The 12,747-nt window shown below is 73.0% G+C and carries 14 protein-coding genes and 1 tRNA gene; 12 read left to right on the forward strand and 3 right to left on the reverse strand.

The annotated features are described in order from the left end of the window. The first annotated feature begins 57 nt into the window (after positions 1–57). The 3 genes from BUE45_RS19875 (at position 58) to BUE45_RS19885 (ending at position 2,616) form a co-directional block, all read left to right on the forward strand. On the forward strand, positions 58–1,593 hold the full coding sequence (locus BUE45_RS19875; RefSeq protein ID WP_073380861.1) for an alpha/beta hydrolase: 1,536 nt from the start codon (positions 58–60) through the stop codon (positions 1,591–1,593). Between the two features lie 96 nt (positions 1,594–1,689). Continuing rightward, a tRNA-Thr gene (locus BUE45_RS19880) sits at positions 1,690–1,765 on the forward strand. Positions 1,766–2,256: 491 nt separating this feature from the next. Then, positions 2,257–2,616, forward strand: coding sequence for a hypothetical protein (locus BUE45_RS19885; protein ID WP_073380862.1), 360 nt, complete (start codon positions 2,257–2,259; stop codon positions 2,614–2,616). Here the strand turns inward: BUE45_RS19885 and BUE45_RS32615 are convergent, their stop codons facing one another. Beyond that, positions 2,617–2,772, reverse strand: a complete 156-nt coding sequence (locus BUE45_RS32615; protein WP_178378585.1) for a hypothetical protein — start codon at positions 2,770–2,772, stop codon at positions 2,617–2,619. It lies immediately after the preceding gene. A gap of 116 nt (positions 2,773–2,888) precedes the next feature. Between BUE45_RS32615 and BUE45_RS19890 the strand changes: the two genes are divergently transcribed. Together BUE45_RS19890 and BUE45_RS19895 are read left to right on the forward strand one after the other, a co-directional pair. Continuing rightward, positions 2,889–3,119 carry a hypothetical protein gene (locus BUE45_RS19890; RefSeq protein WP_073380863.1) on the forward strand — a complete coding sequence of 77 codons (231 nt, stop codon included), beginning with the start codon at positions 2,889–2,891 and terminating at the stop codon, positions 3,117–3,119. Positions 3,120–3,167: 48 nt separating this feature from the next. Continuing rightward, positions 3,168–3,551, forward strand: coding sequence for a hypothetical protein (locus BUE45_RS19895; RefSeq protein WP_073380864.1), 384 nt, complete (start codon positions 3,168–3,170; stop codon positions 3,549–3,551). A gap of 8 nt (positions 3,552–3,559) precedes the next feature. On the opposite strand, the gene BUE45_RS19900 is transcribed toward BUE45_RS19895, so the two are convergent. Further along, the gene (locus BUE45_RS19900; protein WP_073380865.1) at positions 3,560–4,111 is read right to left on the reverse strand and encodes a hypothetical protein; all 552 of its coding nucleotides are present in this window, start codon (positions 4,109–4,111) and stop codon (positions 3,560–3,562) included. Positions 4,112–4,629: 518 nt separating this feature from the next. On the opposite strand from BUE45_RS19900, the gene BUE45_RS19905 reads away from it, so the two are divergent. Both BUE45_RS19905 and BUE45_RS19910 read left to right on the forward strand, forming a co-directional pair. After that, complete coding sequence (locus BUE45_RS19905) at positions 4,630–4,821, forward strand: hypothetical protein (RefSeq protein ID WP_073380866.1); 192 nt, start codon at positions 4,630–4,632, stop codon at positions 4,819–4,821. 73 nt (positions 4,822–4,894) lie between these two features. After that, the gene (locus tag BUE45_RS19910; RefSeq protein ID WP_073380867.1) at positions 4,895–5,476 is read left to right on the forward strand and encodes an RNA polymerase sigma factor; all 582 of its coding nucleotides are present in this window, start codon (positions 4,895–4,897) and stop codon (positions 5,474–5,476) included. A gap of 127 nt (positions 5,477–5,603) precedes the next feature. On the opposite strand, the gene BUE45_RS19915 is transcribed toward BUE45_RS19910, so the two are convergent. Continuing rightward, positions 5,604–6,131 (reverse strand): inorganic diphosphatase, encoded by a 528-nt coding sequence (locus BUE45_RS19915; RefSeq protein ID WP_178378590.1) that lies wholly within the window; start codon positions 6,129–6,131, stop codon positions 5,604–5,606. Between the two features lie 76 nt (positions 6,132–6,207). Between BUE45_RS19915 and dacB the strand changes: the two genes are divergently transcribed. The 5 genes from dacB (at position 6,208) to ftsH (ending at position 12,745) form a co-directional block, all read left to right on the forward strand. Beyond that, positions 6,208–7,563, forward strand: a complete 1,356-nt coding sequence (gene dacB / locus BUE45_RS19920; protein ID WP_143173418.1) for a D-alanyl-D-alanine carboxypeptidase/D-alanyl-D-alanine endopeptidase — start codon at positions 6,208–6,210, stop codon at positions 7,561–7,563. A gap of 127 nt (positions 7,564–7,690) precedes the next feature. Further along, on the forward strand, positions 7,691–8,776 hold the full coding sequence (locus tag BUE45_RS19925) for a zinc-dependent metalloprotease (RefSeq protein ID WP_073380869.1): 1,086 nt from the start codon (positions 7,691–7,693) through the stop codon (positions 8,774–8,776). After that, positions 8,773–9,741 carry a tRNA lysidine(34) synthetase TilS gene (gene tilS / locus BUE45_RS19930; RefSeq protein ID WP_073380870.1) on the forward strand — a complete coding sequence of 323 codons (969 nt, stop codon included), beginning with the start codon at positions 8,773–8,775 and terminating at the stop codon, positions 9,739–9,741. The genes BUE45_RS19925 and tilS overlap by 4 nt, the downstream gene beginning before the upstream one ends. A 156-nt stretch (positions 9,742–9,897) precedes the next feature. Next, positions 9,898–10,452 (forward strand): hypoxanthine phosphoribosyltransferase, encoded by a 555-nt coding sequence (gene hpt, locus BUE45_RS19935; protein WP_178378586.1) that lies wholly within the window; start codon positions 9,898–9,900, stop codon positions 10,450–10,452. A 226-nt stretch (positions 10,453–10,678) separates the two neighbouring features. Continuing rightward, complete coding sequence (gene ftsH, locus BUE45_RS19940) at positions 10,679–12,745, forward strand: ATP-dependent zinc metalloprotease FtsH (RefSeq protein WP_073380872.1); 2,067 nt, start codon at positions 10,679–10,681, stop codon at positions 12,743–12,745. Positions 12,746–12,747: the final 2 nt, after the last annotated feature.

Below are 12,747 nucleotides of genomic sequence, written 5' to 3' on the forward strand. Positions count from 1 at the left end.
GGGACCGACCGACGAAGCGAAGGATGGGGACGCGTGGCGACGAGGCTGCGGACAGCGGTGGCGGCGACGCTCACCGGCACGGTGCTCCTGGTGAGCGGATGCACGGGACAGGCACCGGACGGCGGGGCGGAGGAGCCCTCCGAGTCGCTCGGCGCCCTGGGCGACATCACGGAGCAGGAACTCGACTGGGACGCCTGCGAGAGCGGGCCCTCCGACGCCGAGTGCGCCACCTACGAGGTGCCGCTCGACTACGACGAGCCCGGCGGGGACCGCATCGAGATCGCCGTCAAGCGCATGGCCGCCACGGGCGACGACGTCATCGGCTCGCTGCTGGTCAACCCCGGAGGCCCGGGCGGCTCCGGGTACGACTACGTGGACCACGCCTCCTTCATCGTCAGCGACCAGGTGCGCGAGCGCTTCGACTTGGTCGGCTTCGACCCGCGCGGGGTCGGCCGCAGCACCCCGATCACCTGCCTGTCCGCCGCGGAGCTGGACGACTTCATCGGGGAGGGGGCCGAGTCCGTCGACGGCGACGGGGACATGGCCGAGCTGACCGAGGCCGGGGTCGCCGACATGGAGGAGGACAGCCGCGGGTTCGTGGAGGCCTGCCGGACCAACGCGCCCGACCTCATGCTCAACGTCGGCACCGTCAACGTCGCCCGCGACATGGACGTGCTGCGCGCCCTGCTGGGCGACGAGAAGCTCACCTACCTGGGTGCCTCCTACGGCACCCACATCGGCGCCCACTACGCGGAGCGGTTCCCCGACCGGGTGCGCGCCCTGGTGCTGGACGGCGCCGTCGACCCCACGCTGGACCAGCTCGACCTGAGCGTCGCCCAGGCCACCGGGTTCGAGACCGCGCTGCGCGCCTTCGTCGAGGACTGCCTCGCCCGGGAGGGGTGCCCCCTGGGCGAGAGCGGCGACACGGTCGAGGACGGGGTGGCCGCCCTCGACGCGTTCCTGGCCTCGACCGCCGAGGAGCCGCTGTCCAACGCCGTGGACGACCGGGAGATCGGCCGGGCCCGCACCGAGCTGGGCGTGCTCGCCGCCCTCTACTCCGAGTCCTGGTGGGAGCGGGTCCGCCAGGGCCTGGACGACGCCGTGAACGACGGCGACGGCACCGTGCTCCTCCAGCTGGGGGACGAGCTGTACAGCCGCGGGGACACGCAGGAGTACGAGAACTCCACGGCCGCCCTCATCGCGGTGAACTGCTCGGACTCGCCCAGCCCGCGCGAGGTCGGCGCCTACGCCGAGGCCGCGGAGGAGGCGGGGGAGGAGTCCCCGATCTTCGGCCCGAGCCTGGCCTGGGGCGCGCTGCCGTGCGCGTTCTGGCCCGAGGAGGCGGTCTACGACGGCGGCCCGCTGGACGCGCCGGGCGCACCGCCGATCATGGTGGTGGGCACCACGCGCGACTCCGCCACCCCCTACGCCTGGGCCGAGGCCCTCGCCGGGGAGCTGGAGTCCGGCTTCCTGGTCACCCGGGACGGCGACGGCCACACCGGCTACCGGATGGGCGACGCCTGCGTGGACCGCATGGTGGACGCCTACCTGCTCGACCTGGAGGTCCCCGGGGACGGGATGGCCTGCGCCTGAGCCGCGCGGGGTGCCGGGTCCGAAACCCTGTACCCGGCACTCCGCGAAGACGCTAAACTGGTGATCGCCTCGCCGCGTGGAACCCCGCTGCGTCGCGCCGCCTTAGCTCAGTCGGTAGAGCGATTCACTCGTAATGAATAGGTCGTCGGTTCGATTCCGACAGGCGGCTCCAGCACGAACGCCACCCTGGACCGGGGTGGCGTTTCGCATGGGGCCCAAAGGTGACCAATGCCTACTCGGCGAAGACGCTCTACGGCGCGGCCCCGGGCGGGGCCTGCGTCGCCGCCCATGGGGTCTCTCGTGCGGCCCTTGACGGTGTTCACCCGCCCCCTGCCGGAAGCCGGTTCCGGGCGAGGCCTGCGTCGCCGTTCCTGGAAGCTCCCGGGCGGCCCGTGTTGTCCCACGTGGGTCGGCCCGTCCCCTGCCGGAGCCGGTCCCGGGCGCGTTCTCGCGCCGCCGTCCACGAGGAGTCCCGGGCGGTTGCCCGGACGCCGACGGCCGCGAGGCGTTCGAGGAGGGACCGACCCGGCGGGCGCGGCGGATCGAGCGGACGGGGACCGAACCCGGGACGCCGCCGCCCGGGGACGTGGTCGCCACCTGACGTGGGCGAATGATGACCTTTCGTGCGCAATGGCCGGGGGCGCGCCTGGGTAGGAGCAGCGCATGAGCCTCTTGTTCATGCTGTTGGCGCTGGTGGGAGCGGTGTTCGTGCTGGCGGCCGGTTCGTACGCGCTCCGGCGGGTCATCGCCGCGGTCGCCTCCCGGCTGGAGGCCGACGAGGCGCCCGCTCCGGCGGGCCCCGTGCCGGACGCGCAGGTCGGCGGGTACGTCCCGGCGCCGCGCGTCCCCGGCGAGCTGCCGGCGCCGCTGCGGGCGCGGGTGGCCGACCTCGTGGCGCGGGGCCGCTCCGAGGAGGCGGTGCGGCTGGTCCGCGACCGCCTCGACGGAGACGAGGACCGGGCCCGCGGGATCGTCGCCGCGCTGGGCGGCGAGGACGACGGCACCCCGGTCCTCGAACGCTGATCACATCCGGGACCGGCTCCGCAGGCCGCTCCAGACGGCGGTGGCGACGAACAGCAGGGCCGCGATGACGGTGAGCCAGAACAGCCCCTTGACCAGCAGGCCCAGGATCGCCAGGAACAGCCACAGCGCCAGCAGGACGAGTATGAGATAGACCATGTGCCCTCCCGAATTTCCGGTCGCCCACCGCCCTACCCGCCCCGGGCCAGCGGCACGCCCCCTCCTCGTCCTGTGACGGGATGTGCGGAACACTCCTCGCGGGGTATGGGGGGTGCATGAGTCTGCAAGAGGCATCACGTCAGCTGGAGGCGGCGATCCACGACGCGCGGGTCGCCTTCGACTGCATCCTTCTGGAGGAGCTGGACCGGGCGCACGTCAACGCCATCACCGCCCGGGCCGCCGTCGACGCGGCGGAACACGCGATCAAGGTCGAGCTGGAGAGAAGGAAGGGGGAGTCCGGGGAGGGCCGGGAGGAGGCCGGCGAGGAGATCCCCTCGTCGGATTGATACCGACCTTTTTCGAACGGATTTTCGAACAGCGGGTATGCTCGGACCATGCCCGATCAGTCGCTGAGTTCGGACTGGCCCGCGAGTGTGCACCCACCGGGGTCGGACTCCTTCGAACGGACGGCCGCGGTGTGGCTGTTCGACCTCCTGCCCGCCGACTACCGGCTGCACGGGGTCCTGCGGCGGTACCCGGTGGCCCTCTCCCGGTTGGCGCGCCAGCACCTGACAGCGGTCCTGGCCGCCACCCGCGAGGGGTACCGCACCGCCCGGGTCGACCTGCGCGCCCACCTGCCGCCGCACGCGCTCGAACAGGTGATGCGCGCCTACCAGGCGGAGGGGCGGCGCACCGCCGCCGTCCTGCGCTCCGTCGAGGCCGTCGACGCGGCCCTCTCCTCCCGGCGTGACGGAGAGGCGTACGAGGAGGGGGCGTGAGTCCCCCCTCAGGCGGTCACCCGGAGCACCACGGCGGTCTCCCCGCCGGTGTTCACCAGGTGCTGGTACCCGCCCAGGGACCCCCCGACCACCCGGGCCCGCCCGGGGGCCAGCTCGGCCGCCGCGCGCATGCGCCCGTCCGAGCCGGAGGAGATGAGGTGGGCGCGCCCGCTCACCAGGAACAGCACCTCCATGTCGGCCGCGCGCGGGGACACCGGGCCGGACACGAAGCCGTCGGGGTCCAGCGCCACGGTGCTCATCCGCACCCGCCCGGACGCCTGGCGGCGGGCGACGCGCGGGGCGGGCTGCCAGTGCCCCCGCCGGGTCGGCCACAGGGTCGGCCGGGCCAGGACCGCGGCGGCGCCGCGGGCCGCGGCCACCAGGCGCCCGACGGTGGGCAGGCGGCGTTCGGCCAGGTGGGCGTAGCCGGAGCTGCGCCCGGCGTCCACCACGTCGCCGATGCCCTCCACCGACACGCGGTGCGGTGCGGCGGCGGGTGCGTCGTCGCCCGGGACGCGGGCGGGCGGGGCGGTACGTACGGAGAGAACCTGCTGGGCCATCGTGGAGAGATCCTTCGCGTGCGCGCCGGCGGCGGCGCGGATGTCGTCAGAGGACCCCGTCGCTCAGGGGACGGGGCGAGCGGTGCCGGGGCCGCTCAGGGCGCGGGACACCGCGGGCGATGCGCTGGAGGGGTCCGGCGGTTCCGGAGCCGCGGGTACGCGGGCGGACGGCCGGGCCGGGAGCCTACGGGCGCGGGGCGCCCCGGAGAGGGCTCAGCGACGACAACACGGACACGCCGCACAGGACGGGTGGCAGGGGGCCGTGAGGGCCCTGCGAGCCATGGCGTCGGTGCGGGTGCGCGGATACATGGTTGCAAGGAGACCAGCAAAGGACGCGGGGAGTCAAGCGATCATGGAGAATCGCGTGTGTCACCCCTCTCACTTCCCGGTATTGCGGGAGGCGCCGCGTGGTGGTGACATGTGGTGCCCGAGAACGGCGTGAGAGCACCGCCGGAAAGGCGCCGTCCCCCGAACGCACGAGGAGTGGCCGTGTCGGCTCGCACGCCCGGAGGGGCCGGTTGACCCCCGATCCGGCCGGGCTGTGGGTGCGCCTGCTGGTCCGGGTGATCGTCGTGGTCGCGGCCGGGGTGATGGCGCTGGGCTTCCTGGGCCCCGGGGCCGCGCTGCTGGTCTGCGCCCTGACCGCGCTGACGTTCGTCCTGCTCTGGCTGCGCGGCCGTCCGCGGCGCCGTCCGCCTTCGGATCCTTGACGGAGAGGACTCTCACACGCGTCTTTCGGCGAAGCGCGGGGGAGTGCGCGCTCGGCGGCGTAGATTCTCGTCCATGACGGACCGGGACCTCCTCCACGCACTGCGCGCCGACGGGGCGCCGTCGGCCGAGGCCTACGGCAGGCTGCTCGACGCGTACGGCGAGGAGTTGTTCCGGCACTGCATCCTGGCCCTGGGCGACCGGGACGCGGCGCACGTGGTGCTGCGCGACACGCTGATCGTGGCCTGCGCCCACATCGGGCGGCTGCCCGGCCCCGACCGGCTGGCCGAGTGGCTGCACGCCCTGGCGGAGGTGGAGTGCGTCCGCCGCCGCTCCTACGACCACCGGCTCCCGGGCGGGCGGAGCATGCCGGAGAACACCGGTCTGGTGCCGGTCCGCGTCCTCAAGGGGATGGCCGCCCCCGAGCTGGACGGCTACCGGGCGCACGTGGCGGCGCGCGCCGACCGGTTCGACCGCGACGGCTTCCCGGTGCGGCCGGGGGCGTCGCCGACCCCGCACGGGCCGGCGCTGGTGAGCTCCGTGGGGCTGATGATGCTGGTGATACTGATGGCGGCCGTCTGCGCCGGCTACCTGCTGACCCGCACCGCGGAGGCGGAGGGCCCCTGGAGCGGCTCGGTCACCCTGCTCGGCCGCTGACCCGGGCCCCGCGGCCGGTGGGGCGGTCGCGGAGCCCGGGCGGCGGGAACCGGGGCCCGGCGCCGCGGGCCCGGCCCGGCGGACGCCGCCGGGCCGTCGCCGCACCCGCGGGGGACGGAGGCCGTCCCTACTTCTCCTTGTCGGCGGAGATGTGGGAGGAGTCGCCGTGGACGCCCGCCTCCTCGGCGCGCTTGACCGAGGCGATGATCTCCTGCTCGGCCTCGTGGCGGCCGACCCAGCTGGCGCCCTCGACGGACTTGCCGGGCTCCAGGTCCTTGTAGACCGTGAAGAAGTGCTCGATCTCCAGGCGCTCGAACTCGTTCACGTGGTGAATGTCACGCAGGTGCTCCATGCGCGGGTCCGTGGCCGGGACGCACAGGAGCTTGTCGTCGCCGCCCGCCTCGTCGCGCATCCGGAACATGCCGATGGCCCGGGCGCGGATCAGGCAGCCGGGGAAGGTCGGGGCCTTGAGGAGGACGAGGGCGTCCAGCGGGTCGCCGTCCTCACCGAGCGTCCCGTCCACGAAACCGTAGTCGGCGGGGTAGGTGGTGGAGGTGAACAGCATGCGGTCGAGACGGATGCGACCGGTCTCGTGGTCCACCTCGTACTTGTTGCGCTCCCCCTTGGGGATCTCGATCGTAACGTCGAATTCCATGCTGATCTCGGCTCCCATTGCGACTAATGTCGCCGTATAACAACAACGTCAGGCCGCGACACCTCAGGAAGGGCGGGTGCCCCGGGTGCGACGGGTACGAAGTGAGGCCTTCCTCACACTGGCCCTGCTCAACATATTCGTGCTGATCGCAGGGTTCGCCGCCCTCGACGTGATCGAGGCCCGACCACTCCCCGCGGTTCCCCACCCGGTGGTGAACGCCGAAGGCGCGGCCGCGGCGGAACCCGCGTCCTCGTCCCCGGCGGACCCGGAACGGATCGCGGCCGTTCTCGATGATCCCATGGCGGAGTCCGGGCTCGCGGAGGGCCTCTCCGCTTTCGTCGCAGACGGGGCCACCGGCGCCGCGCTCTACGAGCGGAGCCCGGACGTCCCCGCGATCCCGGCCTCGACCACCAAGATCGCCACGGCCATCGCGGTCCTGGACGTGGTGGGACCCGACCACGTGCTGACCACCACGGCCCACTTCGACGCGGAGCGGGGGATGGTGGTGCTGCGCGGCGCGGGCGACGCCACCCTGACCACGACCGTCGACCCCGGAGCCTACCCGCGGGTGGCCACCCTGGAGGAGCTGGCCGAGGGCGTCGCGGCGGCCCTGGCGGAGGAGGGCGTGGACACGGTCTCGGTCGGCTACGACGACTCCCTCTTCACCGGCCCGGACACCGGCCCGTCCTGGAAGCCGGGCTACATCACGGAGGGCAGCACCGCCTCCGTCCACGCGCTGATGCACGACAGCGGCCGGATCTCCCGGGACACGAGCGTGCGCGTCCCGGACCCGCCCCGGGCCACCGCCGACGAGTTCGCCAAGCGGCTGAAGGAGGCCGGGCTCGCCGTCGAGGGCGATCCCGCGGAGGCCACCGCGCAGGGCGACCCGATCGCCTCGGTCGACTCCCCGCCGATGACCGCGCTGGTCGAGCACATGATGCTGGCCAGCGACAACAACATGGCCGAGGCGCTGGGCCGCGTCGCCGCCCTGGAGACGGGCGGCGAGGGCTCCTTCGCGGGCGGTGCCGAGGCGACCCACCGGGTCATGGAGTCCTACGGGATCGAGGACGTGGAGCTGGCCGACAACAGCGGCCTGAGCCCGGAGAACCGGATCACCCCGCGCGCCCTGGTGGAGATGGTCCGGGTGGCGGCCGACCGCGCCGACCTCCACGCGGCCGTCTCGGGGCTGCCCACCTCCAACTCCACCGGGACCCTGGGCAACCGCTACACGGAGGGCACCGCGGTCAACGACGCCGCCGGGCTGGTCCGCGGCAAGACGGGCACCCTGAACGACGTGAGCGCGCTCGCCGGGACCGTGCACGACGCGGAGGGCAACATGTTCGTGTTCGCCTTCGTGGCCAACAGCCCCGGCGTGCAGGGGTTCCAGCTCGACCCCCTGGCGGCGGCCCTGGCCCGCTGCGGCTGCTCCTGACCCGGCCCGCGGGTCGTCCCGCGGCCGGGCGCCGTGTTTCGGCCCGTCTCGGGGGGAACCCGGGGCTTACCCCGAATTGGAACCCCGATCCCCGTGCCGGGAGCCTCTGCGTGGGTAGGCTGCGAATGTGACTGTCATCGACTGGGACGTAGCCGTCAACACCGGTGTCCGCCTCGTCCGACCGGGCCCGCAGGTGGACCTCGCCGACGCGCGACAGGCCGTCGCGCAGTTGCGCGATCTCTCCACCGTGGCCGCCGGGCACGTGCGCGACTTCACCGGAATGAACCCCTTGGAGCCCACCGGGCCCGCGGTGATCGTCGACCGGCCGGGGTGGATCCGGGCCAACGTCGACGGCTTCCGCGCCGTGATCGAACCCGTACTCGACCAGATGGGCACCGACCGCCTCGGCAGCGGGGCGGCGGCGGCCCTCACCTCCGCGGTGGGCTCCCGGATCACCGGGGTGCAGCTCGGCGCGGTGCTCGCCTACCTGGCCGGGAGGGTCCTGGGCCAGTACGAGCTCTTCCTGCCGCCGGACCCCGACGGCACCCTGCCCACCGGGCGGCTGACCCTGGTCGCCCCCAACATCGTCAACACCGAGCGCGAGCTCGACGTCGACCCCCACGACTTCCGGCTGTGGGTCTGCCTCCACGAGGAGACCCACCGCATGCAGTTCACGGCCACGCCGTGGCTGCGCGGATACGTCCAGGAGCTGATGACCGAGCTGCTGCTGTCCACCGAGATGGACGCGGGCGACCTCATCACCCGGCTGCGCGCCGCGGGCGAGGCCGTGGCGGACGCCGTGCGCGGGGGCGAGGGCAACCTCATCACCGCCATCCAGACGCCCGAGCAGACCGAGATCATGGACCGCGTCACCGCCGTCATGAGCCTGGCCGAGGGCCACGGCGACTACGTCATGGACGCGGTCGGCCCGGGGGTCGTGCCCTCCGTGGAGCGCATCCGCGCCCGCTTCCAGAAGCGGCGGGAGACCTCCAACCCCCTCGACCGGCTGCTGCGCCAGCTGCTGGGCATGGACATGAAGATGCGCCAGTACGAGGAGGGGGCCGCCTTCGTCCGCGAAGTGGTGGCCCGGGTCGGCATGGCCGAGTTCAACAAGGTGTGGACCTCGCGCGAGACCCTTCCCACCCTGGCGGAGATCCGCGACCCCTCCGCCTGGGTGAACCGGGTGGTGCGCCCGGCCGCGATCACCGAATGAGCGGTCCGCCGCCCGCCGTGGCCGCCGTGCGCTCGGCGGTCCGGCGGGCCCTGGCGCCGCTGCCCGCCGACACCACCGTGCTGGTGGCGTGCAGCGGCGGCGCCGACTCCCTGGCGCTGGCCGGGGCGGCGGCCTTCGAGGCGCCGCGGCTGGGCCTGAGGGCGGGGGCGGTCACCGTCGACCACGGACTCCAGGAGGGGTCCGCCGAGCGCGCGGAGAAGGTCGCCGCTGTCCTGGCCGGGCTGGGCCTGGACCCGGTCTCGGTCCGCGCGGTCGAGGTGTCGGGGACCGGCGGGCCCGAGGGCGCGGCCCGCACCGCCCGCCGGGCCGCGCTGGCCGGGGCCGCCGCCGAGCACGCCCCCGCGGCGGTCCTGCTCGGCCACACCCTCGACGACCAGGCCGAGACGGTCCTGCTGGGCCTGGCCCGGGGCTCGGGGGCCCGCTCCCTCTCCGGGATGGCCCCGAGCAGCGGCGGGCTGCTGCGCCCGCTGCTGGACCTGGACCGCGCCACGGTGCGCGCGGCCTGCGCCGCGATGGGGCTCACCCCGTGGGAGGACCCCCACAACGCCGACCCCCGGTTCTCCCGGTCCCGGGTGCGCCACGACACCTTGCCCGCCCTGGAGCGGACCCTGGGCCCCGGCGTCGCCGCGGCCCTGGCCCGCACCGCCTCCCTGCTGCGCGCCGACGCCGACGCGCTGGACTCCCTGGCGCTGGAGCTGGGGTCGCGGGCGCGGGCTCCGGAGGGGCTGTCCGCGGAGGTGCTGGGCGCCGCGCCCGAGGCCCTGCGCTCACGGGCGCTGCGCCGGGCCGCGCTGGACGCGGGCTGCCCCGCGGGGGCCCTCACCTCCCGCCACGTGCGGGAGGTGGACCGGCTGGTCACCGCGTGGCGCGGCCAGGCCCACCTGGACCTCCCGGGCGGGGTCCGGGCCCGGCGTGTCGCCGGTCACGTGCGCTTCGAGCGGTGAGAGCCTGAAACACGTCGATCTCCCGGCGGGTCATCCGATGTCGGATATCGGGCCGGCCGGGTCCGGGCCCGGGACGACCGGTCGGCGCCCCCGGGCCGTTCGGCACGTTTATCCTGGTTGCCGCAAACGGGGAACCCAGCAGCGAGGACAGTGAGCGTGGACGCTAAGGACATGGGCAGGGACCTGGAGAAGGTCCTGGTCACCGAGGAAGAGATCAGGGCGCGCCTGGCCGAGCTGGGAGAACGCATCGACGCCGACTACGCGGGCAGGGACCTCCTGATCGTCGGCGTCCTCAAGGGCGCCGTCATGGTCATGGCGGACCTGGCCCGGGTGCTGCACACGCCCGTCTCGATGGACTGGATGGCGGTGTCCTCCTACGGGGCCGGGACCACCTCCTCCGGCGTGGTCCGCATCCTCAAGGACCTAGAGACCGACATCAAGGACCGCGACGTCCTGATCGTCGAGGACGTCATCGACTCGGGCCTGACCCTGTCGTGGCTGGTGGGCAACCTCAAGTCGCGCGGCCCCCGCTCGGTCGAGGTCTGCACCATGGTGCGCAAGCCGCTGGCGTTCGAGGTCGACCTCCCCGTCAAGTACATCGGCTTCGACCTGCCCAACGAGTTCATCATCGGCTACGGGCTGGACTACGCCGAGAAGTACCGCAACCTGCCGTTCATCGGCACCCTCGCCCCGCACGTCTACGAGCACTAGACCGGGGTCGGGGAACAAGCGGCGGGGGCGCGGTCGTTGCTCTCATGACGGCCCCCGCCCGGCACGCCGGAGCGGTGTGCCCGTTCGACGGGGCGAGGTGTACCGTCGATTCGATCCCGGCGTATTCGCGGGGAACGCACGTGTCCGATAAGAGGTCCTGCCTCGGAAAGTCCTCCGGTGCGGGCGGCCTGGTCAGGAGGGACGGACCCGACGGGGTTCCGCTCACATGAATCTGAAGCGCTTTTTCCGCGGCCCGTGGATATGGATACTGGCCGTTCTCGCCATGCTCCTCCTCGTTTTCAACGTGTTCGACCTGGGCGGGGAGCCGCAGCCCGAAGAGGCCGACATCTCGACGGTCCACCGGCTCATCGAGCAGAACCAGGTGGACAACGCCGAGATCATCGACCGTGACCAGCGCATCGTGCTGACCACGGTCGACGACGAGATCTTCGAGGCGTACTGGGTGGCCGGCCAGGGCCTGCAGCTCGCCGACATGCTCCAGGCCTCGCTGGACGAGGAGGGCACCGAGCTCCAGGGCTACGAGGTCTCCGTCGCGACGACCCCGCTGTGGACCACGGCGCTCTTCAGCTTCCTGCCGATCCTGCTCATCATCGCCATCTTCTGGTTCGTCTTCAGCCAGATGCAGGGCGGCGGCTCCCGCGTGATGAACTTCGGCAAGTCCAAGGCCAAGCTCATCACCAAGGACACGCCCAAGAACACCTTCTCCGACGTCGCCGGCGCGGACGAGGCCATCGAGGAGCTCCAGGAGATCAAGGAGTTCCTCCAGAACCCGGCCAAGTTCCAGGCGATGGGCGCCAAGATCCCCAAGGGCGTGCTGCTGTTCGGCCCGCCCGGAACCGGCAAGACCCTGCTCGCCCGCGCCGTCGCCGGCGAGGCCGGGGTGCCGTTCTACTCCATCTCCGGCTCGGACTTCGTCGAGATGTTCGTCGGTGTGGGCGCCTCGCGCGTGCGCGACCTGTTCGAGCAGGCCAAGGCCAACGCCCCCGCGATCATCTTCATCGACGAGATCGACGCCGTCGGCCGCCACCGTGGCGCCGGCATGGGCGGCGGCCACGACGAGCGCGAGCAGACGCTCAACCAGATGCTGGTCGAGATGGACGGCTTCGACGTCAAGGGCGGGGTCATCCTCATCGCGGCCACCAACCGGCCCGACATCCTCGACCCGGCGCTGCTGCGCCCGGGCCGCTTCGACCGGCAGATCGTCGTGGACCGCCCCGACATGGACGGCCGCCGCGACATCCTCAAGGTCCACGCCAAGGGCAAGCCGATGGCCGAGGACGTCGACTTCGACACCATCGCCCGCCAGACCGCCGGGATGACCGGCGCGGACCTGGCCAACGTCATCAACGAGGGCGCCCTGCTGTCGGCGCGCGCGGGCCGCGAGACCATCACCCACGCGGTGCTGGAGGAGGCCATCGAGCGCGTCATGGCCGGACCCGAGCGCAAGAGCCGGGTGATGTCCGAGCACGAGAAGAAGATCATCGCCTACCACGAGGGCGGCCACGCCCTGGTGGGCCACGCGCAGCCCCACGCCGACCCGGTGCACAAGATCACGATCCTGCCCCGCGGGCGCGCCCTCGGCTACACCATGTCCGTGCCGACGGAGGACAAGTTCCTCACCTCGCGCTCGCAGATGATGGACCGGCTCGCCATGATGCTGGGCGGACGCGCCGCCGAGGAGCTGGTGTTCCACGAGCCCACCACCGGCGCGGGCGACGACATCGACAAGGCCACCAGCCTGGCCCGCAACATGGTCACCGAGTACGGCATGAGCGAGCGCCTGGGCGCCCGCAAGTTCGGCTCCGGGAGCAACGAGCCCTTCCTGGGCCGGGAGATGTCGCACGCGCGCGAGTACTCCGAGGAGATCGCCTCGATCATCGACGAGGAGGTCCGCCGGCTCATCGAGTCCGCGCACGACGAGGCCTACGAGGTCCTGGTCGAGCACCGCGACGTCCTGGACACCCTGGTGGTGGCCCTGCTGGAGAAGGAGACGCTCACCCGCGAGCAGGTGCTGGAGATCTTCGCCCCGGTCGGCAAGCGGCCCATCCGCGGCTCCTACACCGGCTACGGCAAGCGCCAGCCCTCCGACCTGCCCCCCGTGCGGTCCAAGAAGGAGCTGGCCATGCTCAACGGCTCCGAGACCAACGGCTCCGAGGCCGGCGGCTCCGAGACCAACGGCGCCGAGCCGGGGTCCCCCCTGCACGGCACCGGGTTCACCGGCCAGGGCACCGGCAACGGCGCCTCCGCGCCCACCGAGGGGGACCAGACGTGACC

The sequence above is a fragment of the Nocardiopsis flavescens genome (genome assembly GCF_900141985.1).
Classification (GTDB): Bacteria; Actinomycetota; Actinomycetes; order Streptosporangiales; family Streptosporangiaceae; genus Nocardiopsis; species Nocardiopsis flavescens.